Genomic DNA, 26998 nt, shown 5'->3' with positions numbered 1-26998 from the left:
GATTAAGCGTCTACTTTGTTCAAGTGAACATCCATTTGTGGGAATGGAATTTCAATACCCGCTTCATCCAACGCTTCTTTGATTGCCTGGGTTGAATCGAAGTACACGTCCCAGTAATCCGCAGTTTTACACCATGGACGAACCACAAAGTTCACTGAAGAATCAGCAAGTGCCAAAACACCGATCTGGATATCAGGATCTTTAAGAATACGTGTGTCTTTCTCTAGTACATCACGAATCACTTGTTTAGTCTGCTTAAGGTCAGCACTGTAAGAAACACCGATAACAAGATCTACACGGCGCGTTTCATGGCGAGAGTAGTTCGTGATAGGACTGCCGATAACACCTGAGTTTGGTACTACAACCATCTTGTTGTCAGGAGTTTTCAGTACTGTTTGGAAAATCTGAATCGCTTCTACGCTACCTGCAACGCCACCAATTTCCACATAGTCACCAGACTTAAATGGACGAAAGGCAACAATCAGAACACCTGCCGCAAAGTTAGATAGTGAGCCTTGCAGAGCAAGACCAACAGCAAGACCGGCAGCACCGATAACAGCAACAACAGATGCTGTTTGAACACCAACACGACCCAATGCAGCAATCAGTACAATAACGAATAGTAGGTAACGAACCAGGCCGTGAACAAACTCAACAACTGCCTTATCCATGTTTTTCTTTTCTAAAACTTTAGAAACACTGTTCGCTACTGCTTTAACGATAATGTTACCGATAAACAGGATCAGAACCGCAGAGATGATATTCACACCGTACTGAACCAGTAAATCAGAATTATTTGTTAGCCATTTTTCCGCTTGGCTTAAACCATCAACTAGGGGAGTATCGATCCCCGCTGATTCACCTGCCATATTTGTATCCTCAAAAAATATTATGATTCTATGAATCAAACTGCTTTAGATTATTAATCAACAATGACATCTATATATATTTGCTGAAGCAATGCCAATTTTTCGGCACGATATCACTTTTGACTATGTATAAAGTCAAGTTTTTGCAAAGAGAGCGAAAACAAAGGCTTATCAGAAAAGTCCGATAAGCCTCTACAAGATTACGCAAAGAGTTCTATTTTCGCCAGACTTTTTATTGAGACTGGACCGCTTAGGATCTTTACGAGCTCCAAAACAAAAAAAGCCGCTCAATGAGCGGCTTTTTATCAATGCTTGTAAGACGAATTATAGTACGTCTACTGCGTTTAGGTCAGCGAATGCTTTCTCTAGACGCGCTACCATTGAAGCTTGACCAGCACGTAGCCATACGCGTGGATCGTAGTACTTCTTGTTTGGTGCATCTTCGCCAGTTGGGTTACCGATTTGACCTTGTAGGTAATCACGGTTTTCAGCTTCGTACTTACGGATACCATCCCAAGTTGCCCACTGAGTATCAGTATCGATGTTCATTTTGATAACACCGTAGCCAATAGACTCTTGGATTTCAGCTTCAGTAGAACCTGAACCACCGTGGAATACGAAGTTTAGAGCGTTTGGTGCAATACCGAACTTCTCTGCACAGTATGCTTGAGAGTCACGTAGGATAGTTGGAGTTAGAACAACGTTACCTGGCTTGTATACGCCGTGTACGTTACCGAAAGATGCAGCGATAGTGAAACGTGGGCTAACTGCGCTTAGTTTCTCGTATGCGTATGCAACGTCTTCTGGAGAAGTGTAAAGCTCAGATGCGTCCATATCAGAGTTATCAACGCCATCTTCTTCACCACCAGTACAACCAAGTTCGATCTCGATTGTCATGTTCATTTTAGCCATGCGCTCTAGGTACTTAGCACATGTTTCGATGTTCTCTTCTAGAGACTCTTCAGAAAGGTCTAGCATGTGAGAAGAGAATAGAGGCTTACCAGTTTGAGCGAAGAACTCTTCACCAGCGTCTAGTAGACCGTCGATCCATGGAAGAAGTTTCTTAGCAGCGTGGTCAGTGTGTAGGATAACTGGCACACCGTAAGCTTCAGCTACAGCGTGAACGTATTTAGCACCAGCTACAGCACCAAGGATTTGAGCACCTTGACCTTCAAGTTTAACGCCTTTACCAGCGAAGAAAGCTGCACCGCCGTTAGAGAACTGAACAACAACTGGAGATTTAACTTTCGCTGCTGCTTCTAGTACTGCGTTTACAGAGTCAGTACCAACAACGTTTACTGCTGGTAGAGCGAAGTTGTTTTCTTTAGCAACTTCAAAAACTTTCTGTACGTCATCGCCAGAGATTACACCTGGTTTTACGAAATCGAAGATCTTAGACATGGATTTAATCCTATTTATCTGTCGTTTTAAAAATAAAACTTGTTAAGTTTAAATTCTTGCAAACGTTTGCTCACAACGTGCGCTATTCTAGCAAAAAAAGTGTGATGTGCAGCAAACAAGAAAGCGGGAGAATCACTTCCCCCGCTTTCATTTAATTACTTAGCGCGCTCTTCAAGCATTGCTACAGCAGGAAGTACTTTACCTTCTACAAACTCAAGGAAAGCACCGCCACCAGTAGAGATGTAAGAAACGTCAGCTTTGATACCGAACTTGTCGATAGCTGCTAGCGTGTCACCACCACCTGCTACAGAGAAACCTGCAGACTGAGCGATTGCTTCAGAGATACCTTTAGTACCTGCTTCGAAGTTCTTGAATTCGAATACACCTACAGGACCGTTCCAAAGGATAGTTTTCGCGTTAGCGATAATTTCAGCTAGAGCTGCAGTTGAATCAGGACCCAGGTCGAAAATCATGTCGTCATCAGCAACTTCAGATACGTGCTTGATTTCAGCTTCAGCGTTCTCGTCGAATGCTTTCGCACATGCAACGTCAGTCGCCACTGGGATTGAACACTCTTTCATTAGTTTTTGAGCTGTTTCAACCAGATCAGCTTCGTATAGAGACTTACCTACGTTGTGGCCTGCTGCAGCAATGAATGTGTTCGCGATACCACCACCAACAACTAGTTGGTCAGCAACTTTAGATAGAGACTCTAGAACTGTTAGTTTAGTAGAAACTTTAGAACCACCAACGATAGCAACTAGTGGACGCTCTGGGTTGTCCATTGCTTTACCTAGTGCTTCTAGTTCAGCGGCTAGAAGAGGACCAGCACATGCTACAGGAGCGTTCATGCCAACACCGTGAGTTGACGCTTGTGCACGGTGAGCTGTACCGAATGCATCCATAACGAAGATGTCACATAGTGCAGCATACTTCTTAGATAGCTCTTCTTCGTTCTTCTTCTCGCCTTTGTTGAAGCGAACGTTTTCAAGAACAACAAGCTCACCAGTGTTCAGCTCTAGGCCTTCTAGGTAATCTTTTGCTAGCTTAACTTCGCAATCTAGTGCGTCGTTTAGGTAGTTAACTACAGGTTGTAGAGAGAACTCTTCTGCGTATTCACCTTCAGTTGGACGACCTAGGTGAGAAGTAACCATAACTTTAGCGCCTGCTTCTAGACAGTGCTTGATAGTTGGTAGAGATGCTAAGATACGTGCATCAGAAGTCACTTTGCCTTCTTTTACTGGTACGTTTAGGTCCGCACGGATAAATACACGTTTACCTGCTAGATCCAGGTCAGTCATCTTGATTACAGACATGATGTGTCCTCTCAAATATTAAATAAGTAAAGTTTTTCAGTCACCCGGCAACCCTGCCAAGCTCAATAATTCTTCAAACTGGTTTTGATATGGAGATACTTCATATTTATTTCAAGGGTAAAAATAAATATTTCTCCATGCCGCAAACTACATTTATCCCCTAGATAGTTGGCGTTGCAGCTAGGCGACAAGTAAATTCAGCCCTATGAGCATAGATCTACTATGTGATTAGGGTGTATTTAAGCAGTCAACAACGCTGCAGCGTCAAATATGACGGGGAGCAGTTTGCATTGCGAGCGCAGTATCCAGCATACGATTCGCAAAGCCCCATTCGTTGTCACACCATACAAGCATCTTAACTAGATGGCCGTTACTAACTCGAGTCTGTGTACCATCGACAATCGCGCTATGGGGATCATGATTAAAGTCGATAGAAACGAGCGGCGCTTCAGTATAGTCAACAATGCCCTGTAATGTACACTGAGATGCGTTAACAATGGTTTGATTTACGTCATTAACTTTCACATTTGTATTAATTGTGACACTTAAATCCATTGCAGTAACGTTAACAGTCGGTACTCGTACTGAAATCGCCTCAAATTTGTTAGAAAATTTCGGGAAGATTCTTTCAATACCCTTATGCAACTTAGTGTCTACAGGAATGATCGATTGACTCGCTGCGCGAGTACGACGTAGATCGGAATGGTAAGCATCAATGACCTGCTGATCATTCATTGATGAATGGATAGTGGTGATGGTGCCCGACTCAATCTCAAACGCATCATCCAGTGCTTTAATGATGGGTACGATACAGTTGGTGGTACAAGAACCGTTGGAGACAACTTTGTGCTCAGCTTTTAGTGTATCGTGGTTAACACCATAAATAATGGTGTTGTCGAGATCGCTCGCGCCAGGATGAGAAAAGAGTACTTTTTTAGCACCCGCTTTCATGTGTTCCTGGCCATCAGCTTGAGAGCCAAACACGCCAGTGCAATCAAGAACCAGATCGACTTCCAAATCACGCCAAGGCAGGAGTTCAATCTCGCTCAGATGAAGGATACGTATAGAATCAAATTCACCGCTGTCGTGGTGAATATAAATATGTTCCTGATCGTTGGTCACCTTCTTGCCAAAACGACCGTGGCTAGTGTCGTACTGAAGTAGATGCGCCATAGCATCAGGCTGCGCCAACTCATTAACCGCTACTACTTTAATCTGTTGGCTTTTGCCACTTTCATATACTGCTCGCAGTACATTACGACCGATACGTCCAAATCCATTGATCGCAACTCTTAGCATGATTCCATCGCCTTACATGATTTTCGTGTCACAAATAGTAACCGATAGCTATCAAAAGCGCATTAAGTTAGTGACGTGCGTCGAAGGTTTAATAATATTAAACTTGATTAATATGGTCGCAATATACATAGTAACTTCGAGCAAGTTGTTCTCCGATTGGCTGTTTCTTTCCTAGTTTAATCAACCAAAGGAAATGACTATGTCTGGATTCCCAGCCGCTCACTTTTGTAAGCAATGCGACCAACAAACGCCCCACAGTGAAGTGCTTGTGAGAAAGCCCAGCAGCTACGACACGGACACTTCTCTCGTAGGTAGAATCAAATTGATGGCTCATACCTTTATTAATGGTGGTCACTACTACGACATGGACAGATATGTCACTTGTAAAGTATGTGGTCATAAAGAGAAAGATAATAAAGGCGATGAGTTTGAGTAGTTAGCTGATTGACTCGAACTGGACGCATTAAAAAACCGAGCTTTCAGCTCGGTTTTTTATTTTGCCAATACTCGGAAGAATATTACGCGAGTAGTTCTTTCGCTGTGTTCACAACGTTCTCAGTAGTGAAACCGAACATCTTGAACAGTTCGCCTGCTGGTGCAGATTCACCGAATGTCGTCATACCGATGATCTTGCCACCGAAACCAACGTACTTGTACCAGAAGTCAGCAATACCCGCTTCGATAGCGATACGAGTTGTTACGTCAGATGGTAGTACTGCTTCGCGGTAAGCCGCATCTTGCTTGTCGAATGCATCTGTAGATGGCATTGAAACAACGCGTACTTGCTTACCTTCAGCGGTTAGCTGAGCTGCTGCTTCTACCGCTAGTTCAACTTCAGAACCTGTTGCGATAAGGATAAGCTCAGGTTTGCCTGCGCAGTCTTTCAGGATGTAAGCACCTTTAGCGATGTTCGCTAGTTGCTCTGCATCACGCTCTTGCTGTGCAAGGTTCTGACGAGAAAAGATTAGCGACGTCGGACCGTCTTTACGTTCGATAGCCAGTTTCCAAGCAACTGCTGATTCAACCTGGTCACATGGACGCCATGTGCTCATGTTTGGCGTCAGACGTAGAGAAGCCATTTGCTCAACTGGTTGGTGAGTTGGACCATCTTCGCCTAGACCGATTGAGTCGTGAGTGTAAACCTGAATGTTCTGAACTTTCATCAGAGCAGCCATACGCATTGCGTTACGAGCGTATTCCATGAACATCAGGAAGGTTGCACCGTATGGTACGAAACCACCGTGTAGCGCAATACCGTTCATGATTGCTGTCATACCAAACTCACGAACACCGTAGTGGATGTAGTTACCTGATGCATCTTCAGCAGATACTGACTTAGAGCCAGACCACATTGTCAGGTTAGAAGGTGCCAGGTCAGCAGAGCCACCCAGAAATTCAGGTAGCATTGCACCAAACGCTTCTAGAGCATTTTGAGATGCTTTACGTGATGCGATGTTTGCTGGGTTAGCCTGAAGGTCAGCAATGATTGCGTTTGCTTTCTCTTCCCACTCAGCAGGAAGCTCGCCATTCAGGCGACGCTTAAGCTCAGCCGCTTCAACTGGGTAAGCTGCTGCGTACGCATCAAACTTAGCATTCCATGCCGCTTCTTTCTCAGCACCTGCAGCTTTTGCATCCCACTGTGCATATACGTCAGCTGGGATTTCAAATGGACCGTGTTCCCAGCCAAGTTGCTTACGAGTAGCCGCAATTTCTTCAGCGCCAAGTGGTGCACCGTGACAGTCGTGTGAACCAGATTTGTTTGGTGAACCGAAACCGATCACTGTTTTAGTACAAATCAGAGTTGGGCGTGGATCCGCTTTAGCTGCAATGATAGCCGCGTTGATCGCTTCAGGATCGTGACCGTCTACTGCAGGAATGACATGCCAGCCGTACGCTTCAAAACGCTTAGGTGTATCGTCAGAGAACCAGCCTTCAACGTGACCGTCGATAGAGATACCGTTGTCATCCCAGAATGCGATCAGTTTGCCCAGACCTAGCGTACCAGCCAGAGAACATGCTTCGTGAGAGATACCTTCCATCAGACAGCCATCACCCATGAATGCATAAGTGAAGTGGTCAACGATGTCGTGGCCTTCTTTGTTGAACTGTGCAGCAAGAGTCTTCTCAGCTAGCGCCATACCAACAGCGTTAGTGATACCCTGACCTAGAGGACCTGTAGTCGTTTCAACACCCGGCGCATAACCGTACTCTGGGTGACCCGGAGTTTTTGAGTGTAGCTGACGGAAATTTTTAAGATCGTCGATAGACAGCTCGTAACCAGAAAGGTGTAGCAGCGAGTAAATCAGCATAGAGCCGTGGCCGTTTGATAACACGAAACGGTCGCGGTCAGCCCACTCTGGGTTTGCAGGGTTGTGGTTTAGGTGCGAACGCCAAAGTACTTCGGCGATATCAGCCATACCCATAGGTGCGCCTGGGTGGCCCGAGTTAGCTTGTTGTACACCATCCATGCTTAGAGCGCGGATTGCGTTAGCGAGATGTTGACGAGAAGACATGTCAGCTCCTGAGTGCATTAAGCGAATCATAAAATATAAGTGGGCGATAATTCTCTCAAAGCACTCTGAGCTGTGCAAACGTTTTCCAGCGCATTTTTCCACAAATATCCTATCTTTTGGTCTAACTTCAAAGAGGATAAGTACAAACTTATTATAAATCGGGCAAACGTTTAGTTTTAGCTTAGAGCAAAAAAGAGCTTGTAATTCGAACTATCAAAACTAAAATAGACGTCTAGATGTAGATACACCTACAATTAACAGTATTATTTATTGGTGTTCCACTAAAATGGGGCACAATCTAAAGATTAAAGTGGAGCTCACATGGCTAAGCACCTGTTCACTTCTGAGTCAGTATCAGAAGGCCATCCAGATAAAATTGCAGACCAAATTTCTGATGCAGTACTTGATGCGATTCTAGAACAAGACCCTAAAGCACGTGTTGCGTGTGAAACTTACGTAAAAACCGGCATGGTAATGGTTGGTGGTGAAATCACGACATCTGCATGGGTAGATATCGAAGAGCTAACTCGCCAAACTGTTCGTGAAATTGGTTACGTTCACTCTGACATGGGCTTTGACGCTGACTCTTGTGCAGTTCTAAACACAATTGGTAAACAGTCTCCAGACATCAACCAAGGTGTTGATAAAGCCGATCCTAAAGAGCAAGGCGCAGGCGACCAGGGCATCATGTTTGGTTACGCAACTAACGAAACAGAAATCCTAATGCCAGCTCCAATCACGTACTCTCACCGTCTTGTACAAAAGCAAGCTGAAGTACGTAAGAACGGCACGCTTCCTTGGTTACGCCCAGATGCTAAATCTCAGGTAACTTTCCAATACGACCAAGGCAAAATCGTTGGTATCGACGCAGTTGTTCTATCAACTCAGCACTGTGATTCAATCTCTACTCCAGACCTACGTGAAGCAGTTATGGAAGAGATCATCAAACCAGTACTACCTTCTGAGTGGATCAACAAAGAAACGAACTTCTTTATCAACCCAACCGGTCGTTTCGTAATCGGTGGCCCAATGGGTGACTGTGGTCTGACTGGTCGTAAGATCATCGTAGATACATACGGCGGTGCAGCGCGTCACGGTGGTGGTGCATTCTCTGGTAAAGATCCATCAAAAGTAGACCGCTCTGCAGCATACGCAGCTCGTTACGTAGCGAAGAACATCGTTGCTGCTGGCCTAGCTGACCGTTGTGAAATCCAACTGTCTTACGCTATCGGCGTTGCAGATCCAACGTCTATCATGGTTGAAACTTTTGGTACTGAAAAAGTATCTCAAGAAATCATTGTTGAAGCAGTTCGTCAGCACTTCGACCTACGCCCATACGGCCTACAAGAAATGCTTAACCTACTTCAGCCAATCTACAAGAAGACTGCAGCATACGGTCACTTCGGTCGTGAAGAGTTCCCTTGGGAAGCGACAGACAAAGCAGCACTTCTACGTGAGTTTGCTGGCCTAAAGTAATTTAACTACAGGCACTTAACTAAATCTAAAAGGCCTCTGGGAAACCAGAGGCCTTTTTTGTTGCTGATAAAAATCGCGCTTCAAAGTTGTATTTTTTTGCCATGGGGTCAATAGTTAAAAATATGTTAACGATGCAATTTAACCATTGCGCCTGTCGTTAATGTAGACTGATGCGCCGCTTATATCACAGACGTCGCCAAGCCGGGCATCGAGTATCAAACGCTAAATTTGCCAACGAATTTAGTCAACGTAGAGAATCGATCAAGGAGGATATATGCCTCGTACGGTGAATCCACATGACTTCAAAGATAAACGAAAGGAAGTCCCAGACGCTGAATATGCTCGCACAATTCCCTGTAATCAGGTGAGTATATCTGCCCCATTCCACTGGCTAGCTCTCGGCTTACATGACTTTGTCCGAATGCCACTTATCAGTGCCTTTTATGGCTTATGCTTTATGGCTGCCGCTATAGGTATTGTTCTACTTGTTCAATGGCAGGGTACCCACTTAGTGGTGATGCCAAGCCTGGTCGTATACATGTTAATAGGCCCATTCCTCGCACTCGGTCTGTATGACGCTAGCTGGGAACGAGAAAGAGGCCATAATGCGAGTCTGCTCCATTCAATGAAAGCAATTGGACGCAACTCAACCTCACAGTGGGCCTTCGCGGTATTGCTCGCTGTATGTATGATTTTCTGGATGCGGATTGCAGCCCTTCTACATGCTCTGTATCCGTCTGTTCAAGGCGCACCACTGACTGAATTTATGCCGTTTCTTGTCATCGGTTCACTGGTTGGTTTCGTCTTGGCTAGTATCGTGTTTAGTATCTCTGCGTTTTCTATCCCAATGATGATGGAACGTCGAGTGGATATGATGACTGCGGTGTTCACTAGCTTTAACGCGGTGAAATCCAATATAGGTGCGATGATCGTCTGGGCTGCGCTGATTTGTGGCGGTATCTTAGTTGGCTTCGCGACTTACGGAATAGGAATGCTATTTACCATGCCAATCCTGGGTTATGGTACATGGCACGCTTACCACGAAACGATTAAGAAGAAACATCACCCTTAGTTCGCACTAAAGAGTAATCCAGTATATGATTCGCCCCAGTTAATTGGGGCGATTTTTTTGGAGTGTAGCTTGGATATAGAACTTCAGTACCGAGCAAAAAAAGTGATTGCTGAATGTATTGTCGATGCACAAAAGGCATTTAGCCGGAATTTTTCCATCCCGACTCTAAACTTCAAACTGCGCGGTAAGGCTGCAGGTAAAGCCTACCTACAGCTTAATGAGATTCGGCTGAATCCAGTATTATTCAGCGAAAATCAACACGCCTTCTTGAGTGAAGTGATTCCCCACGAAGTTGCCCACTTAATCACCTATCAAGTCTATGGTCGGGTCAGACCGCACGGCAATGAGTGGCAAGGGGTAATGGAATCCGTGTTTAAGGTTCCAGCCAAAACAACTCATAGCTTTGAGGTCTCTTCAGTTCAGGGCAAAACCTTTGAATATCGTTGTGGTTGCACTTTCTATCCACTTTCAATTCGTCGCCATAACAAGGTAATGCGCCAGCAAGCTACCTATCGCTGCCAACAGTGCCATCAGACATTAGCTTTTACAGGTAATCAGCTATCTTAACTTGGTAATTTCTCAATTATTTGAGACACATTTGCGTGTTAAACTACATTCTCTAGTACTTTTCTAAGCCCTAACACGCACAATATGTATAAACATCTTCTGTTCGCCCTTGTGACGATTTCCTTGAGTACACTTACTCACGCCGCACCACCCTCTTCATTCAGTAAAGCAAAGAAAGAAGCCATTAAAATCTACGCTGACCACACAACTAGCTTCTACTGTGGCTGCGACATTGAGTGGAAAGGCAGAAAGGGCATCCCAGATCTCGAGTCATGTGGCTACCAAGTCCGTAAACAACTAAAACGTGCTTCGCGTATAGAATGGGAACACGTCGTCCCTGCATGGCAATTTGGCCACCAGCGTCAGTGTTGGCAATCAGGTGGACGAAAAAACTGTTCTAAGAACGACAAAGTATTCCGCCTTATGGAAGCTGACCTGCACAACCTAACTCCGGCAATTGGTGAAGTAAACGGCGACCGCTCTAACTATAACTTCAGCCAGTGGAATGGTATCGATGGCGTTAGCTATGGTCGATGCGAAATGCAGGTCAACTTTAAGCAGCGCAAAGTAATGCCGCCAGATCGTGCAAAAGGCGCGATTGCGCGTACTTATCTCTACATGAGCCAAGAGTATGGTTTTAAACTCTCTAAGCAACAACGCAACCTCATGAACGCATGGGATAAGCAATATCCTGTCGACCCATGGGAATGTGAAAGAGAACGACGCATCTTTAAAGTACAGGGCAACCACAACCCGTTTGTCTACTCTGCTTGCCAAGTCTTATAGTCTTATCTTGAGTTTCCAGTCTTGAACTGGAAACTCCTCTTGCCCCTTGTTTTTTCACTGTAAAGCATCCATGTTAGAAGTTAACTCAAAATCTGTTGCCGGAAGTCGAAACAACATGCGAATCCCACGAATTTACCATCCAGAAACCATCACTCAGCTCGGAAGCTTAATGCTAAGCGAGGAAGCGGCAGGCCACGTAGGTCGCGTTCTGCGTATGAAAGAGGAACAGCAAGTCTTGTTGTTTGACGGTAGCGGTGCAGAGTTTCCGGCAACCATCAGTGAAGTATCGAAGAAGTCGGTTGAAGTAAACGTAATTGAACGCATTGAACGCAGCAGCGAGTCACCGCTTGATCTTCACCTGGGACAAGTTATCTCTCGTGGCGACAAGATGGAGTTCACCATCCAGAAATCCGTTGAGTTGGGCGTAAACACGATTACTCCACTGATCTCTGAACGCTGTGGAGTCAAACTGGATCACAAACGCTTTGAGAAAAAGCTCGCCCAATGGCAAAAAATCGCCATTAGTGCTTGCGAACAGTGTGGCCGTAATACCGTCCCAGAGATTCGTCCAATCATGCAACTAGAAGAATGGTGTGGTGAAGAGTACGACGGTTTGAAACTCAATCTGCATCCACGTGCAAAATACTCAATTAACACCCTACCGACGCCAGTAGAAAAAGTACGCCTGCTGATTGGCCCTGAGGGTGGTTTATCTGCTGAAGAAATCAGCATGACTGAAAACTACAAATTCGAAGAGACGCTACTCGGTCCACGTGTGTTGCGCACTGAGACAGCGGCTCTTACTGCAATTACAGCCTTGCAAGTTCGTTTCGGCGATCTTGGTTAAACGGAGAAAGACAATGATCAAATTAGGTATTGTAATGGACCCTATTTCGTCCATTAACATCAAAAAAGACTCTAGCTTTGCCATGATGCTTGAAGCGCAGCGCCGCGGCTACGAAATTCACTATATGGAAATGAACGATCTTCACCTCGACCAAGGTGTAGCGATCGCGGATACCAAAGTCGTCGAGCTGAAAGAAGATCCAAATGGCTGGTATGAGTTCAAATCAGAGCAAACTATCGAGTTATCGGAACTAGATGCGGTATTAATGCGTAAAGATCCTCCGTTTGATACTGAGTACATCTACGCGACCTACATCTTAGAACGTGCAGAAGAGCAAGGCACCCTGATCGTCAACAAGCCACAAAGCCTGCGTGATTGTAACGAAAAGCTGTTCACAGCGTGGTTCCCTGAACTGACTCCAACCACCATAGTAACGCGCAAAGCTGACAAGATTAAAGCCTTCCGCGAAGAGCACGGTGACGTGATTCTGAAACCTCTCGATGGTATGGGCGGCGCTTCGATTTTCCGCGTAAAAGAGAACGATCCTAACGTCTCGGTGATCATCGAAACCTTAACTAACCACGGCCAAAACTACGCGATGGCACAGACCTTCGTCCCTGATATCAGTAACGGAGACAAGCGAATCCTGGTTGTAGATGGCGAACCTATGCCTTACTGTCTGGCTCGTATCCCGGCAAAAGGTGAAACCCGCGGCAACCTGGCTGCAGGCGGAACGGGTGAAGCTCGACCACTTAGTGAGACAGATAAAAAGATAGCTGAAGCTGTAGCGCCTACACTTAAAGAAAAAGGGCTGATCTTTGTTGGCTTAGATGTCATCGGTGACAAGCTGACAGAAATCAATGTAACCAGCCCAACTTGTATTCGTGAAATTGAGGCGGCATTTGATGTGTCGATCACTGGCAAGCTTATGGATGCCATTGAGCGTCGACTAAACGCCTAAACTCTTAGGGCAACCTAGTGGGTTGCCCATATTTAAGTGGGAGTGTTTATGAATTTAACCAACCATTTTTTAGTGGCAATGCCGGGTATGAAAGACCCCTACTTCCAACGCAGCGTGATTTACGTCTGTGAACACAACGAAGAGGGAGCGATGGGGTTAATGATTAATGCTCCTATCGATATCACCATTGGCAAAATGCTAGAGAAAGTCGATGTAGAGCCAATTCATCCAAAACTATTAACCGATAGCTTAGAAAAGCCAGTCCTTAATGGCGGTCCTGTTTCAGAAGACCGCGGGTTCATTCTTCATCAGCCAAAAGATGAGTATGAATCCAGCATCAAGATGACCGACAGAATTTCAGTCACCACTTCACGCGATATTCTTGGAGTACTAGGCACAGAAGCTGAACCTAATCATTATCTTGTTGCTCTGGGTTACTCAGGCTGGGAACCTGGTCAATTGGAAATCGAACTTTCTGAAAACTCCTGGCTAACGGTAGAGGCTGACCCGAATGTCATGTTCGATACGCCTATTAATGAACGTTGGCAGAAAGCAGTTCAGATGCTCGGTATTGACGTCTCGCAGCTCTCTAGTGATATTGGCCACGCATAACAACTACGAAGAAAAACATGTCTAGAACAATTATGGCGTTCGACTTTGGCACCAAGAGTATTGGTAGTGCCATCGGACAGGAAATCACAGGTACGGCTTCACCGCTAAAAGCCTTTAAAGCCAATGATGGTATCCCAAATTGGGATGACATCGAAAAACAGATCAAAGAGTGGCAACCGGATCTGCTTGTGGTCGGTTTACCTACCGACCTGTATGGTAAAGATCTTGAAACCATTACACCACGAGCGAAAAAGTTTGCTAACCGTCTGCACGGTCGCTTCGGCCTCGCTGTCGAATTACACGACGAACGCCTATCGACAATGGAAGCACGTGCTGACCTGTTCGAAATGGGCGGCTATAAAGCGCTAAGCAAAGGCAATGTCGATTGCCAGTCCGCGGTAGTGATTCTCGAAAGCTGGTTTGAGGCGCAATACGGGTAGCGAGAAGCGAGAAGCGAGAAGCGAGAAGCGAGAAGCGAGAAGCGAGAAGCGAGAAGCGAGAAGCGAGAAGCGAGAAGCGAGAAGCGAGAAGCGAGAAGCGAGAAGCGAGAAGCGAGAAGCGAGAAGCGAGAAAATCTTGGAAGGTTGACGTGAAAGCGTCAACCTTTTTTTCTGGATTATAGACGTAAGTCCCTAACAAATAACTTTGTATCAGATACCTACTCAGCATCTATAACATGTACCTCTCGAAGGGCGCAGCCCGTTCTAAATTCTCGCAGGACGAAGTCCGTTCTCAGAGCGAAGCGTTCTCATATCTCGTAGGGTGAAGCCCGCTCTCGAAGCGAAGCGTTCTTCTCCCCCCTAATCCATATCAATCTTCACATTGCTCAACGAGCTACCACCTGAAGTACTACCACGTTGAGTTTTGAGCATAATTCTCAAATCATTGGCTGAGTCAGCACTATGTAATGCATCCTCTTCGCTGATTTTGTCATCGACCACCAGCTGATAAAGTGCCTGATCAAAGGTCTGCATACCCGACTGATTTGACTTCGCCATGGTCGTTTTCAACTCGTGTAAATCTCCTCGGCGAATAAGGTCAGAAACGCGTGAACTATTAAGTAGTACCTCGAACACACCATGACGCCCCTGGCCATTTTTATCCCGCACTAACTGCTGGGCTATGATGCCTCTCAGATTCATCGACAAATCAAACAAGAACTGTTCTTTCTGCTCTTTGGGAACAAGGTGCAAGATACGTTCTAGCGCCTGATTGGCGTTATTTGCGTGCAGAGTCGCCATACAAAGGTGACCTGTTTCGGCAAACGTCATCGCGTACTCCATCGTCTCACGGGAGCGAATCTCGCCAATCAGAATCATATCGGGAGCCTGACGTAATGAGTTTTTCAAAGCGACTTCATAGCTTTCGGTATCTAAGCCGACCTCACGCTGGGTGACGATACACCCTTGATGCTCATGAACAAATTCTATCGGATCCTCGACCGTTAAAATATGCCCTGACTGGTTGGCGTTACGATAACCGATCATCGCTGCCATGGTCGTCGACTTACCAGAGCCAGTCGCGCCGACAACAAGAACTAAACCGCGCTTAGTCGTCGCCAAATCACGCAGTACATCCGGTAGCTGAAGCTCTTCAAAGGTTGGAATTTTGGTTTCAATGCGACGGATTACCGCCCCTGGAAGCTCTCGCTGATAAAAAGCCGAGACACGAAAGCGGCCAAAGTGGCGCACAATGGCAAAGTTAGCCTCTTTACTGGAATGAAACTCATGCTGACGTTCCCTATCCATCATCCCTTCAAGCAGTGAATTCACCACAGCATGAGAGAGCTTTTCGCCATGAGATCTGAGCTCACCATCAACACGGTAAAGGATCGGAGCACCAACTGTGATGTAAAGATCAGAAGACTTCTGATCTATCATCTGCTCGAGGAAAACATCTATATCCATATTCTCATTCCACCGAATTAAAACATCGGGCTTTCAACTTCAATCTTCTTCGCAACTTCTTGCGCATCAACCAGCCCCTGAGCAATCAGCTGCTTGGCGTTTTGCTCCATGGTCTGCATTCCATGTGCTGCGCCCGTCTGAATCACAGAGAACATCTGAGCCACTTTATCTTCACGAATAAGGTTACGAATAGCCGGTGTGGCCATCATGATTTCATGACAAGCGGTACGCCCGCCTCCAATACGCTTGAGCAGCTTCTGAGCAATCACCGCCCGCAATGACTCAGACAGCATGGATCGCACCATCTCCTTATCACTACCCGGGAAGACATCAATAATACGGTCAATGGTCTTGGCTGCAGAACTTGTGTGCAGAGTACCAAACACCAAATGACCGGTTTCAGCGGCGGTAAGGGCTAAACTAATGGTCTCTTTGTCACGTAACTCACCCACCAGAATCACATCAGGATCTTCACGGAGAGCGCTGCGCAAAGCATTATTAAAGTTATGGGTGTCGCGATGTACTTCTCGCTGGTTAATCAGACACTTATTATTGTTGTGAACAAATTCAATGGGGTCTTCAATGGTCAGGATATGCTTATTGTGATTACGATTAATATAATCGACCATTGCCGCGAGTGTGGTTGATTTACCTGACCCCGTAGGCCCTGTGACCAGCACTAAGCCTTTCTCCATATTGGCAATATTTTCAAATATCTGCGGAGCTTCTAACTGCTCTAATGTTGGAATATCTACTGGAATGGTACGAAACACCGCCGCACAGCCACGGGCCTGATTAAACGCGTTGACACGGAAACGCCCCACATCTGGCAGTTCAAAAGAAAAGTCCACTTCAAGACGTTCTTCAAACTCACTGCGCTGGGCATCATTCATAATATCAAAGACCAAACGATGTACATCAGCATGGCTAAAAGCAGGCACGCCAAGCTTTCGCACTTCACCATCTATCCTTACCATTGGAGATACTCCCGCAGAAAGATGTAGATCTGAAGCATTATGCTTTACACTAAAATCCAGTAATTCAGCGATATCCATTTAAAATCCTTAAGTAAAATCTGCTATGACTAGTATTCAACAAAATATTGAACAGATCACCTCACAGATTGAGGTCGCACAACAAAAGTGTGGACGCGGTCGGGGCTCAGTGCAACTTCTCGCAGTAAGTAAGACTAAGCCTATCGAAGCAATTCTAGAAGCGGCACAAGCAGGGCAAACCGCATTCGGCGAAAACTATGTTCAGGAAGGAGCGAATAAAGTTATCCATTTCGCGCAACATCATCCTGAACTAAACCTTGAATGGCACTTTATTGGTCCTATCCAGTCAAATAAATCACGCCATGTCGCAGAGAACTTTGCCTGGGTCCACACGGTTGATCGAGCCAAAATTGCCCAACGCCTCAACGACCAGCGCCCTCAAGGGCTAGAGCCTATTCAGGTGCTGATTCAGGTTAATACCAGTGGTGAGTCTTCTAAATCCGGTATTGATAATGAAGAAATCTTTGCTATCGCGGAGTTGATTTCTTCTCTACCAAACCTCACTTTAAGAGGATTGATGTCAATTCCTGCTAATGTTTCAGACTACCAGTCGCAGTTGGCAGCATTTACTCAACTAGCACAGCTAAAAGATAAACTTGCGCAGCAGTTCCCTGAACAGAACATAGATACACTATCAATGGGAATGAGTGGTGACATGGATGCAGCCATTGAAGCTGGCAGCACTATGGTACGTATTGGTACCGCGATTTTTGGCGCGCGTGATTACAGTAACAAAGCATAAATTGTTGAAAGGATACAAACACTAATGGAACACAAGAAGATTGCCTTTATTGGCGCTGGCAACATGGTTAAAGCCATTGTGTCTGGCTTAGTCGCGGATGGCTACCCAGCGGAACTTATCACAGCTACAGCACCATCAGAGACGCGCCGCTTACCATTAGAGCAAGACTACGATATCCAGACCACCAGCGACAATTTATCTGCAGCCCAGCAAGCTGACGTGGTGGTGTTGTCAGTTAAACCTCAAATGATGGAAGAGGTCTGCCGACCACTACAAAACATCGACTTTACAGGTAAGTTAGTCATTTCTATTGCAGCGGGTATCCATTGCTCACGATTAAACGAGATGCTTGGCTGTGAACTTAACATCGTAAGAGTGATGCCGAATACGCCATCGCAGTTAGGGTTAGGCATGAGCGGCCTGTTTGCTCCAGAGCAAGTGAGTGAACAAGACAAAACATTCGCCGCAGAGTTAATGCAAGCGGTTGGCAAAGTTTGCTGGGTTGAAAAAGAGTCTGGTATTAACAATGTCATTGCCGCAGCTGGTAGCGCACCGGCTTACTTCTTCTTGTTTATGGAAGCGATGCAGGCAGAAGCCATCGCTCAAGGGTTTGATAAAGAGACTGCCCGCTTACTGGTTCAGCAATCCGCTCTCGGTGCGGCCAGCATGGTAGTAGGCAACCCTGATACTGAGTTATCAACCCTGCGTGAGAACGTGACATCCAAAGGGGGCACTACCGCAGAAGCCCTACGAACATTCAATCAGCATCAACTTTCAGATATAGTAGCCAAAGCTATGCAAGCTGCGGTTACCCGCGCTGAAGAGATGGAAAAACTGTTTTAATTACCAGAGCGACAACGCTCTAGAAAATAAGGGTTACCTATGAATTCAATGAGTTTTCTGATTTCCACCCTGTTTGATCTCTACATCATGGTGGTGATCTTACGTATCTGGTTGCAAGCTGCCCGTGCAGACTTTTACAACCCGTTTTCACAATTCATTGTAAAAGCTACTCAACCTGTCATCGCCCCACTTCGTCGCATGATTCCATCGATTGGCAGCCTGGATTTAGCGACTGTACTGTTCGCTTATCTACTTTGTGTACTCAAGTTTGTTGCTCTGGTACTCATCGCATCAAATGGCTCTTTCTCGTTTAGCGCTGACTTCCTATTCTTGGGTTTCTTGTCTCTACTAAAGGCGGCTGGCGGCCTACTATTCTGGGTACTCCTAATCCGTGCAATCCTGAGTTGGGTCAGCCAGGGTCGTAGCCCGATTGAATACGTATTCCACCAACTAACCGAGCCAATGCTAGCGCCAATCCGTCGCGTAATTCCAGCAATGGGCGGCTTTGATTTAAGTGTGTTAGTACTGTTTATTGCTCTACAATTCGCTAATTTCCTGATGGGCGATCTGATCGGTCCTATCTGGTATCAACTATAATGTCACATGCAGCTTGGTTTGATGGTGAAGATCTTGTTCTACGGCTCTACATTCAACCGAAAGCCAGTCGAGATAAGATTGTTGGTCAACACGGTGAGGAGCTCAAGGTTGCAATAACCGCTCCTCCTGTAGATGGTAAAGCTAACGCTCACCTCAGCAAATACCTAGCAAAGCAGTTCAAAGTGGCGAAAGGGTTAATAACAATCGAAAAAGGCGAACTGGGCAGACACAAACAGGTCAGGATCAGCTCACCGACACAAATTCCCAATGAGATACAAGCCATCATCTGATGGCTTTTTATTTATCACTTCAGAGTCTGAAGTGGGTTTAAAAGGAAGCATCATGAAAAAATGGATCACACTCGCGCTTATTAGCATGTTTGCCTTACCAAGTTGGGCAGGCCAATTCAAAACCATCAAAGACGTTGAAGTTCATTACTCTGCCTTCAACTCAACCTTCTTAACCGCACAAGTCGCACGCAGCTACAAACTAAAACGTAACGGCTACTCTGCGATTCTGAACATCAGTGTGTTAGATAATTCCCAAGCAGGAAAGCCGGCGATTACTGCCGACATCTCAGGCACGAGCAAGAACTTGATAGGTCAAACTCGTCAACTAAGCTTCCGTGAAGTAAAGGAGGGCGATGCGATTTACTATTTAGCTGAGTTCCCAATCACTGAAGAAGAGCAACTCACCTTCAATCTGGATGTTAATGCTGGCATTAAGGGCACAGGCAGATTACAGTTCACCCAGAAATTTTACGTAGAAGAGTAACGGCATTGTTCGCTACTCCAGTTAATCAAAGAGACAGATTCCAATGAGCAAGATTGTATTAGCGACAGGTAACCAGGGTAAGGTTCGCGAAATGGCAGACCTACTGTCTGATTTCGGCTTTGAAGTATTAGCGCAAAGCGAGTTCAACGTTTCCGAGGTTGCAGAAACTGGCACCACATTTATCGAAAATGCGATCATTAAAGCGCGCCATGCTGCAAAAGAGACGGGCCTGGCCGCTATTGCTGATGATTCTGGCTTAGAGGTCGACGCACTTAAAGGGGCTCCAGGGATTTACTCTGCCCGTTATGCTGGCGAAGGGGCAAGCGACCAACAGAACCTTGAGAAACTGCTTGAGGCGATGAAAGACGTTCCTGAAGAACAACGTAGCGCGCGATTCCACTGTGTACTAGTGTTGATGCGTCATGACAACGATCCAACTCCTATTGTCTGTCATGGCAAATGGGAAGGCCGAATTCTGACGGAGGCTCAAGGTGAAAACGGCTTTGGCTATGATCCTGTTTTCTTTGTTCCAGAAGATAACTGCGCCTCAGCTCAATTAGAACCAGCGCGTAAGAAGCAACTCTCTCATCGCGGTAAAGCGCTTAAGCAGCTGTTTGCTACGCTGTCTGAACAACCGTTGTAATCTCACTCTATCAACGTTAGACAATGAACACATTGATCCCCCCCGCTCTCAGTCTTTATGTACACATCCCATGGTGTGTACAAAAGTGTCCGTATTGCGACTTTAACTCTCATGCTCTTAAGGCCGACATTCCGGAGCAAGAGTACATTGCAGCGCTGCTGCAGGACTTAGAGACCGACATTGAACGTTATCAGTTAAATAATAGCCCTCGTCCACTGCACTCAATTTTTATTGGCGGCGGCACACCGAGCCTAATCTCAGCCGAAGGCATTGCGACTTTGTTGCAAGGTATTGAAGCTCGCATTCCGTTTAAGTCTGATATTGAAATCACTATGGAGGCCAACCCTGGCACCATAGAAGCTGAACGTTTTGCAGGCTACCAGAAAGCTGGCGTGACTCGAATCTCGGTTGGCGTGCAAAGCTTCGAGCAACAGAAACTCGAAAGACTAGGTCGTATACACGGTCAGGATGAAGCCGTTAACGCAGCCAAGCTTGCTCATCAAATCGGTCTGAACAGTTTTAACCTTGATCTAATGCACGGCTTACCGGATCAATCGGTTGAGCAGGCACTGGCCGATCTCGACAAAGCGATCGAACTGGATCCACCGCATCTCTCTTGGTATCAGCTAACGATCGAGCCAAATACCATGTTTTACTACAAACAACCGACTCTGCCAGATGACGATGATTTGTGGGATATCTTTGAACAGGGGCATAAAAAGTTAGCAGATGCAGGCTACGTACAATACGAGATATCTGGCTATAGCAAGCCGGGTTACCAGTGCCAGCATAACCTCAACTACTGGCGATTTGGCGACTACTTGGGTATCGGCTGTGGCTCACACGGTAAATTAAGCTTTGCCGATGGGCGCATTGTCAGAACCACAAAGGTTAAGCACCCAAGAGGCTACCTGGCAGCCTTCGATAACATGGTTAAACCTTATCTCAGCGACGAAACTGAAGTTGATGATACAGACCGTCCATTCGAATTTTTTATGAATCGATTCAGGCTAATTGAAGCGTGCCCGAAGCAAGATTTTCTCGACACGACAGGTCTTGGCTTTACAGCAATCCAAGAGACGATTGATTGGGCTATTGAGAAGGGCTACATCGACGAGAGTGACAGTCACTGGCAAATCACTAAGAAAGGAAAACTATTCCTCAATGACTTGCTAGAAGCGTTTATGGTGGATTAAAACGATATAAATATTAGTTATTTAGCTTAAAAATATCGAGTGCATCACCTTATAAAAATAATAACGAGTGAATTATCCCATGACGCCAAACATTGGTTTTGTGAATGATTATCATTTGATAACATCCTGCACGTTTTAGTAGTAACGTTAAGGAAAAACGATGAAAACGATAAAACTTTGTTTGGCTTTATTTTCTGTAATAGTTCTCTCGGGTTGTGTTAGCCCTATATCTTTGGAAGAACAAAGTCCAAATCCAAGTATTTCACACCAAGATAACATCGTTATCTCAGTTCTGGACAATCGAGCTCGGCTAATTGAAGAAGAAAAACCTAACCATTTTGTCGGCACTGCACATGGTTCATTCGGCATTCCTTTTGACTGGCATGTTGAGCAAATACTTGCAACTGAAGATGGAGATAAAGACAAAAATTTAGCTCAGTTTATTGAACATCGTTTAACAACGGGCTTTAAAGAAAGTGGCTGGAATGCTACGGAAGCGGGAGTCGAAAGCATCGACTCTGATGAAAAAGCATTAGAGATCTTGAAGTCCCATAACGCTGATAAATTACTCGTAATCAACATCAGAGAATGGTACTTCAGCATTAACCTAAACTGGGTAACCGCTTTCAACTTTGATACCGATTCAATAGTGAGCGTTTATGAGGTTCAAGATGGAAAAATCGTCGAGAAACGCTTTCAGGATCGCGACGTCATAGAAGAGGAAGCGGACGAGTCGCCACAAAATAATGTTCTGCGAGCCTACAGAGATCAGTTAGTCGAAATAGTAACTGATCCTGAAATCCAAGCTGCGTTAGAGAAATAGAAGAAAAAAAGCCGCATTCATGCGGCTTTTTTTAAAAAATCGATCGCCCAATACGCTCTGCTAATAGTTCCAGAGCTTTGGTACCTGCTAACGAGTTACCAGACGGATCTAACTCTGGAGACCAGACTGCAATCGTCATCTCGCCCGGAACAACAGCCATAATACCGCCACCGACACCAGATTTACCTGGCATACCGACCCGGTAGGCAAACTCACCAGCACCATCATACAAACCACAGGTAGCCAACAAGGCGTTCAACTGCTTAGTCTGGGTTGGAGTGATCACTGGCTTGCCAGTTTGAACTGACGCGCCCTTGTTCGCTAAGTAGCTGAATGTTTTTGCCAGATCGACACAGCTCATCTTAAGCGCGCAGGCGTGGAAGTAATTGTTGAGTACCGGAATAACATCGTTCTCAAAATTGCCAAATGAGCGCATCAGGTATGCAATGGCTGCATTGCGGTCGCTGTGCATCATCTCAGACGCGGCAACAATCTTGTCATAGCAGATATGCGTATCGCCCGATAACTGACGTACAAACTCAAGCAGACGCTGACGAGGGGCAGATAAGCGGCTATTAAGCAGATCCGCAACAACAATCGCACCCGCATTGATAAACGGATTACGCGGAATGCCCTGCTCCATTTCAAGCTGAATCAGCGAGTTGAATGCCTGACCAGAAGGCTCTTTACCCACCCTTGCCCAGATTTCCTCTGGTTTATACAGGCACATGGCCAGCGTTAAACTCAGTGCTTTCGAAATAGATTGAATTGAGAATGCTTCATCAGCATCCCCTGCTTTAATCACTTCTCCCTGATTGGTAAAGACCGCAATCCCCAGTTTAGTAGCAGGTACTTTAGCTAATGCAGGAATGTAATCAGCGACTTTACCCTGACCAATAAGAGGGCGAACCTCAGCGAGGATTTCGGTTAAGATTTCTTGTGTCGGTTTCATCAGCAACCTTTAAAATCAATTAGTTATTATTATTTTCTTATAGGGTCAAAAAAGCCAACACATCAATGTTGGCTTTTTAAATCTCTTCACGTCAGCGTTAGCGACTCTCTATGTAGTCGATAACGTTGGGCGATTATTTTACGCGCTTGTACTTAATATCCCAAACGCCATGACCTAAACGGTGACCACGTGCTTCAAATTTTGTTAGCGGGCGCTCATCCGGGCGTGGGATGTAATCACCATCTTGAGCGATGTTCTCAAAACCAGGTGCCTGATTCATCACTTCAATCATATGCTCAGCGTAATTTTCCCAGTCCGTTGCCATATGGAAAATACCTTCACCATCAATAAGCTTCTGACGAACCATCTCAGCGAAATCTAGCTGAACGATACGGCGCTTGTGGTGACGCTTTTTATGCCATGGATCTGGGAAGAACAGTTGTAGAGTTGCCAGGCTGCTATCTGGGATCATGTTAGCAAACACTTCTACCGCGTCGTGACACATAACACGTAGGTTGGTAATGCCAGCCTCACGAGCATCAGACAGACACGCACCAACACCTGGGCTATGTACTTCGATACCAATAAAGTTCTTTTCAGGCGCGTTTTTCGCCATTTCAACAAGTGACGCACCCATACCAAAACCAATTTCTAGTACTACAGGGTTGTCGTTACCAAATACTTCTTTCCAGTCCAGAAGCTGTTCTTGGTAATCAATACCCATAGTTGGCCAACACTCATTCATCGCGTTTTCCTGACCCTTGGTCAGACGACCTTCGCGTCGAACAAAGCTGCGAACTTTGCGTATCAGTTTACCGTCTTCGTTGTACTCGTTAGTGGTCACTTCACTCATGATTTTGCCTGTCTAAAAATTGGTCTCGACTCAAAGGGATTGTGATTATCCAAAGAATTGCCACTGGTGCAAGTTTTTTAGCTAATTCCACACAGTTTATCGGTTGTACTTTACCCATAAACTATGGTGCAATTTTGTCAGATTAGATAACAAAATAGACAGAGCAAGTCGTGACCCCTTTCGCCAACGCCATTCTTGAATGGTATGACAACTATGGACGTAAGAGCCTACCCTGGCAGCAAAACAAAAGCGCCTATAGCGTTTGGCTATCAGAAATCATGTTGCAACAAACCCAAGTTGCAACTGTGATTCCCTATTACCAACGCTTTCTGGAACGCTTTCCAACCGTGATTGATCTTGCCAATGCAGAGCAAGATGAAGTGTTACACCTATGGACAGGCCTTGGCTACTACGCCCGAGCGCGAAACCTACATAAAGCCGCTAAAGTTGTAACCGAGCAGTATGGTGGCGAGTTCCCTCTTAATATTGAAGAGATGAACGCACTACCTGGTATTGGTCGTTCTACTGCTGCCGCAATTCTCTCTTCGGTATACAAACAGCCACACGCTATTTTAGATGGCAATGTTAAGCGAACCTTAGCTCGCAGCTTTGCGGTAGAAGGCTGGCCGGGACAGAAAAAAGTTGAGAATCAACTGTGGCAATATGCACAAGAGCACACTCCTTCGGTTGATGTCGACAAATACAACCAGGCTATGATGGATATGGGTGCTATGGTCTGTACTCGCAGCAAGCCTAAGTGCACTCTGTGCCCAGTCGAGTCTTACTGTGTTGCCAAAAAACAGGGCAACCCACTCGACTACCCAGGTAAGAAACCTAAGAAAGAGAAACCAGTCAAACAAGCTTGGTTTGTTATGCTGCACCACAACAATCGCGTCTGGCTAGAGCAACGCCCTCAATCGGGGATTTGGGGAGGACTGTTCTGTTTCCCTGAGAACAGTGATAGCCAAATCGCTCATCAACTAGATAGTCGTAACGTCACTGAGGCTACAATTAAAAGGCAGACTCAGTTAATCGCATTTCGCCATACCTTTAGTCATTATCACCTCGATATCACGCCAATTTTGGTAGACCTATCAAAGCAACCCAATGTGGTAATGGAAGGAAGTAAAGGTCTTTGGTATAACTTATCGCAACCTGAAGAGATCGGTTTAGCTGCTCCAGTCAAACAATTACTGGAAAGCCTGCCTTTTGAGCTTCAAAGTTAATCATATTTTAAGGAGTCGTTATGAGCCGCACTGTATTTTGTGCTCGACTACAAAAAGAAGCTGATGGTCTTGATTTTCAGCTTTATCCTGGTGAGCTAGGAAAACGTATTTTTGATAATATCTCTAAAGAAGCGTGGGCGGAGTGGCAACACAAACAGACCATGCTGATCAATGAAAAAAAACTCAATATGATGGATCCTGAACATCGTAAGTTGATCGAAACAGAAATGGTTAACTTCCTGTTTGAAGGTAAAGAAGTCCATATTGAAGGCTACACTCCACCAAGCGAGTAATTCAAGCCTGATTCGAGATAGAGAAAATGACATCATTGCCCGCAGTGATGTCATTTTTTTAGGAGATATATGAAGAAGTTAGCGTATTTTTTGCTTGCTATGTCATTGACTGGCTGCAGTAGAGAATTTGTTGAAAGCCTATATGATGTCAATTATGAGCCAACCAACCGATTTGCCAGAAATTTAGCTCAGCTACCCGGTCAGTTTGAAAAAGATACCGATGCGTTAGATGCATTAATCAACAGCTTCTCAGGTAATATCGAAAAACGCTGGGGACGAAGCGAGATTAAGTTCGCAGGCAAAAGCAACTACGTTAAGTACATAGACAACTATCTCAGCCGTTCAGAAGTCAATTTCGATAAAGGTCTTATTACCATTGAAACAGTCTCTCCAACGGATCCTAAAGCACACCTGAAAAACGCTATCATCACCACTTTGCTGACACCCGATGATCCAGCAAACGTCGATCTGTTTTCATCAAAAGAGATCACTTTAGAAGGCCAGCCTTTCCTCTATCGACAGGTTGTCGATCAGGATAACAAACCGATTCAATGGTCATGGCGCGCTAATCGCTTTGCCGATTACCTGATTGCCAACAAACTCAAAGTCAAAGATGTCGACTTCAAAAAAGCCTATTACGTCGAAATCCCGATGGTCGAGGAACAATTTGAAATCCGTAGTTATAAATACGCTGATATCGTGCAACGTGCATCGCGTAAATATGACATCCCTGAAGATCTCATCTACGCGATTATAAAAACCGAAAGCAGCTTTAACCCTTACGCTGTGAGCTGGGCCAATGCTTATGGACTGATGCAGGTCGTGCCGAAAACAGCGGGCAAAGATGTATTCAAGCTAGTTAAGAAGCGCTCCGGTCAGCCGACTCCTGAGTATCTATTTAACCCAGAGAATAATATCGATACAGGTACCGCCTACTTCTACATCCTGAAAAATCGTTACCTCAAAGACGTCAGTCATCCAACGTCGCTCGAATACAGCATGATTTCGGCCTACAACGGTGGTACGGGCGGTGTACTCAACACCTTCAACCGTAATGACCGTAAACGGGCGATGCGCGATCTCAATTCGCTACAGCCAAATCAGGTTTATTGGGCATTGACCAAAAAGCACCCGAACGCAGAAGCCCGCCGTTACTTAGAAAAAGTTACCAAATTCAAAAAGGATTTTAACTCAGGTAAAACATAATCATTAAAAACGGCTAAATAATCGGCACTTAACCACTTTTTTGCATTTTTTTCTAAAAACAAGTTGACGGCAAGAGCGAAAATCCGTTTAATAGCGCTCCGTCGCCCGGATAGCTCAGTCGGTAGAGCAGAGGATTGAAAATCCTCGTGTCGGTGGTTCGATTCCGCCT

The 26998-nt window shown here is 45.4% G+C and carries 30 protein-coding genes; 21 read left to right on the top strand and 9 right to left on the bottom strand.

Annotated elements, in window-relative coordinates:
• Positions 1 to 2: 2 nt before the first annotated feature.
• The 4 genes from mscS to epd all read right to left on the bottom strand — a co-directional run bounded on the left by mscS (position 3) and on the right by epd (position 4885).
• Positions 3 to 869, bottom strand: a complete 867-nt coding sequence (gene mscS / locus RH46_RS12570) for a small-conductance mechanosensitive channel MscS (protein ID WP_006879849.1) — start codon at positions 867 to 869, stop codon at positions 3 to 5.
• A gap of 324 nt (positions 870 to 1193) precedes the next feature.
• The gene (gene fbaA / locus RH46_RS12565) at positions 1194 to 2270 is read right to left on the bottom strand and encodes a class II fructose-bisphosphate aldolase (RefSeq protein ID WP_006879848.1); all 1077 of its coding nucleotides are present in this window, start codon (positions 2268 to 2270) and stop codon (positions 1194 to 1196) included.
• 155 nt (positions 2271 to 2425) lie between these two features.
• Complete coding sequence (locus RH46_RS12560; RefSeq protein WP_006879847.1) at positions 2426 to 3586, bottom strand: phosphoglycerate kinase; 1161 nt, start codon at positions 3584 to 3586, stop codon at positions 2426 to 2428.
• A 264-nt stretch (positions 3587 to 3850) separates the two neighbouring features.
• The gene (gene epd, locus RH46_RS12555) at positions 3851 to 4885 is read right to left on the bottom strand and encodes an erythrose-4-phosphate dehydrogenase (protein WP_006879846.1); all 1035 of its coding nucleotides are present in this window, start codon (positions 4883 to 4885) and stop codon (positions 3851 to 3853) included.
• A gap of 199 nt (positions 4886 to 5084) precedes the next feature.
• Here epd and RH46_RS12550 point away from each other — a divergent pair, with 199 nt between their 5' ends.
• Positions 5085 to 5321 (top strand): hypothetical protein, encoded by a 237-nt coding sequence (locus RH46_RS12550; protein ID WP_006879845.1) that lies wholly within the window; start codon positions 5085 to 5087, stop codon positions 5319 to 5321.
• An 82-nt stretch (positions 5322 to 5403) separates the two neighbouring features.
• Here RH46_RS12550 and tkt read toward each other — a convergent pair whose 3' ends face one another.
• Positions 5404 to 7398 (bottom strand): transketolase, encoded by a 1995-nt coding sequence (gene tkt, locus RH46_RS12545; RefSeq protein WP_006879844.1) that lies wholly within the window; start codon positions 7396 to 7398, stop codon positions 5404 to 5406.
• Between the two features lie 321 nt (positions 7399 to 7719).
• Here tkt and metK point away from each other — a divergent pair, with 321 nt between their 5' ends.
• From metK to RH46_RS22335, 9 genes are all read left to right on the top strand, one after another.
• A complete protein-coding gene (gene metK / locus RH46_RS12540) occupies positions 7720 to 8874 on the top strand; it encodes a methionine adenosyltransferase (RefSeq protein WP_006879843.1) in 1155 nt (384 codons plus the stop codon).
• Between the two features lie 274 nt (positions 8875 to 9148).
• Positions 9149 to 9946, top strand: coding sequence for a DUF2189 domain-containing protein (locus RH46_RS12535; protein WP_006879842.1), 798 nt, complete (start codon positions 9149 to 9151; stop codon positions 9944 to 9946).
• Between the two features lie 69 nt (positions 9947 to 10015).
• Positions 10016 to 10513, top strand: a complete 498-nt coding sequence (locus RH46_RS12530; RefSeq protein WP_006879841.1) for a SprT family zinc-dependent metalloprotease — start codon at positions 10016 to 10018, stop codon at positions 10511 to 10513.
• Positions 10514 to 10597: 84 nt separating this feature from the next.
• Positions 10598 to 11299, top strand: a complete 702-nt coding sequence (locus tag RH46_RS12525; RefSeq protein ID WP_006879840.1) for an endonuclease — start codon at positions 10598 to 10600, stop codon at positions 11297 to 11299.
• A gap of 115 nt (positions 11300 to 11414) precedes the next feature.
• The gene (gene rsmE, locus RH46_RS12520; protein WP_006879839.1) at positions 11415 to 12146 is read left to right on the top strand and encodes a 16S rRNA (uracil(1498)-N(3))-methyltransferase; all 732 of its coding nucleotides are present in this window, start codon (positions 11415 to 11417) and stop codon (positions 12144 to 12146) included.
• 13 nt (positions 12147 to 12159) lie between these two features.
• Positions 12160 to 13107: a glutathione synthase gene (gshB, locus tag RH46_RS12515; RefSeq protein WP_006879838.1), complete on the top strand. Its 948-nt coding sequence runs from the start codon at positions 12160 to 12162 to the stop codon at positions 13105 to 13107.
• Positions 13108 to 13155: 48 nt separating this feature from the next.
• Positions 13156 to 13719, top strand: coding sequence for a YqgE/AlgH family protein (locus RH46_RS12510; protein ID WP_006879837.1), 564 nt, complete (start codon positions 13156 to 13158; stop codon positions 13717 to 13719).
• Between the two features lie 17 nt (positions 13720 to 13736).
• Positions 13737 to 14159, top strand: a complete 423-nt coding sequence (gene ruvX, locus RH46_RS12505) for a Holliday junction resolvase RuvX (RefSeq protein WP_006879836.1) — start codon at positions 13737 to 13739, stop codon at positions 14157 to 14159.
• Positions 14140 to 14307 carry a hypothetical protein gene (locus RH46_RS22335; RefSeq protein WP_167319268.1) on the top strand — a complete coding sequence of 56 codons (168 nt, stop codon included), beginning with the start codon at positions 14140 to 14142 and terminating at the stop codon, positions 14305 to 14307. The genes ruvX and RH46_RS22335 overlap by 20 nt, the downstream gene beginning before the upstream one ends.
• Positions 14308 to 14519: 212 nt before the next feature.
• On the opposite strand, the gene RH46_RS12500 is transcribed toward RH46_RS22335, so the two are convergent.
• Both RH46_RS12500 and RH46_RS12495 read right to left on the bottom strand, forming a co-directional pair.
• On the bottom strand, positions 14520 to 15626 hold the full coding sequence (locus RH46_RS12500; protein ID WP_006879835.1) for a PilT/PilU family type 4a pilus ATPase: 1107 nt from the start codon (positions 15624 to 15626) through the stop codon (positions 14520 to 14522).
• Between the two features lie 17 nt (positions 15627 to 15643).
• The gene (locus RH46_RS12495; protein ID WP_006879833.1) at positions 15644 to 16681 is read right to left on the bottom strand and encodes a type IV pilus twitching motility protein PilT; all 1038 of its coding nucleotides are present in this window, start codon (positions 16679 to 16681) and stop codon (positions 15644 to 15646) included.
• Positions 16682 to 16706: 25 nt separating this feature from the next.
• On the opposite strand from RH46_RS12495, the gene RH46_RS12490 reads away from it, so the two are divergent.
• From RH46_RS12490 to RH46_RS12455, 8 genes are all read left to right on the top strand, one after another.
• The gene (locus RH46_RS12490; protein ID WP_006879832.1) at positions 16707 to 17423 is read left to right on the top strand and encodes a YggS family pyridoxal phosphate-dependent enzyme; all 717 of its coding nucleotides are present in this window, start codon (positions 16707 to 16709) and stop codon (positions 17421 to 17423) included.
• Positions 17424 to 17447: 24 nt separating this feature from the next.
• Positions 17448 to 18266 carry a pyrroline-5-carboxylate reductase gene (gene proC / locus RH46_RS12485; RefSeq protein ID WP_006879831.1) on the top strand — a complete coding sequence of 273 codons (819 nt, stop codon included), beginning with the start codon at positions 17448 to 17450 and terminating at the stop codon, positions 18264 to 18266.
• 39 nt (positions 18267 to 18305) lie between these two features.
• Positions 18306 to 18863, top strand: a complete 558-nt coding sequence (locus RH46_RS12480; RefSeq protein ID WP_006879830.1) for a YggT family protein — start codon at positions 18306 to 18308, stop codon at positions 18861 to 18863.
• Positions 18863 to 19153 carry a DUF167 family protein YggU gene (yggU, locus tag RH46_RS12475; protein ID WP_006879828.1) on the top strand — a complete coding sequence of 97 codons (291 nt, stop codon included), beginning with the start codon at positions 18863 to 18865 and terminating at the stop codon, positions 19151 to 19153. Before RH46_RS12480 ends, yggU begins: the two co-directional genes overlap by 1 nt.
• A 52-nt stretch (positions 19154 to 19205) precedes the next feature.
• Entirely contained in the window at positions 19206 to 19637 is a 432-nt protein-coding gene (locus tag RH46_RS12470) for a DUF4426 domain-containing protein (RefSeq protein ID WP_006879826.1), read from the top strand.
• Between the two features lie 43 nt (positions 19638 to 19680).
• Complete coding sequence (locus RH46_RS12465) at positions 19681 to 20280, top strand: XTP/dITP diphosphatase (RefSeq protein WP_006879825.1); 600 nt, start codon at positions 19681 to 19683, stop codon at positions 20278 to 20280.
• 23 nt (positions 20281 to 20303) lie between these two features.
• Complete coding sequence (hemW, locus tag RH46_RS12460) at positions 20304 to 21476, top strand: radical SAM family heme chaperone HemW (protein ID WP_006879824.1); 1173 nt, start codon at positions 20304 to 20306, stop codon at positions 21474 to 21476.
• A 160-nt stretch (positions 21477 to 21636) separates the two neighbouring features.
• A complete protein-coding gene (locus RH46_RS12455) occupies positions 21637 to 22299 on the top strand; it encodes a YajG family lipoprotein (RefSeq protein WP_006879823.1) in 663 nt (220 codons plus the stop codon).
• 31 nt (positions 22300 to 22330) lie between these two features.
• On the opposite strand, the gene glsB is transcribed toward RH46_RS12455, so the two are convergent.
• Both glsB and trmB read right to left on the bottom strand, forming a co-directional pair.
• Complete coding sequence (glsB, locus tag RH46_RS12450) at positions 22331 to 23251, bottom strand: glutaminase B (protein ID WP_006879822.1); 921 nt, start codon at positions 23249 to 23251, stop codon at positions 22331 to 22333.
• A 133-nt stretch (positions 23252 to 23384) separates the two neighbouring features.
• Positions 23385 to 24104, bottom strand: coding sequence for a tRNA (guanosine(46)-N7)-methyltransferase TrmB (gene trmB, locus RH46_RS12445; protein ID WP_006879821.1), 720 nt, complete (start codon positions 24102 to 24104; stop codon positions 23385 to 23387).
• A gap of 170 nt (positions 24105 to 24274) precedes the next feature.
• Between trmB and mutY the strand changes: the two genes are divergently transcribed.
• The 3 genes from mutY to mltC all read left to right on the top strand — a co-directional run bounded on the left by mutY (position 24275) and on the right by mltC (position 26829).
• Positions 24275 to 25330: an A/G-specific adenine glycosylase gene (gene mutY, locus RH46_RS12440; protein ID WP_006879820.1), complete on the top strand. Its 1056-nt coding sequence runs from the start codon at positions 24275 to 24277 to the stop codon at positions 25328 to 25330.
• A gap of 20 nt (positions 25331 to 25350) precedes the next feature.
• Positions 25351 to 25623 (top strand): oxidative damage protection protein, encoded by a 273-nt coding sequence (locus tag RH46_RS12435; protein WP_006879819.1) that lies wholly within the window; start codon positions 25351 to 25353, stop codon positions 25621 to 25623.
• Positions 25624 to 25692: 69 nt separating this feature from the next.
• The gene (gene mltC / locus RH46_RS12430) at positions 25693 to 26829 is read left to right on the top strand and encodes a membrane-bound lytic murein transglycosylase MltC (RefSeq protein WP_006879818.1); all 1137 of its coding nucleotides are present in this window, start codon (positions 25693 to 25695) and stop codon (positions 26827 to 26829) included.
• The last annotated feature ends 169 nt before the right edge of the window (positions 26830 to 26998 follow it).

The organism is Vibrio brasiliensis LMG 20546 (genome assembly GCF_000189255.1).
GTDB lineage: Bacteria > Pseudomonadota > Gammaproteobacteria > Enterobacterales > Vibrionaceae > Vibrio > Vibrio brasiliensis.
Note: the sequence above shows the minus strand (reverse complement) of the source record. Positions and strands in the feature narration are given on the sequence as shown.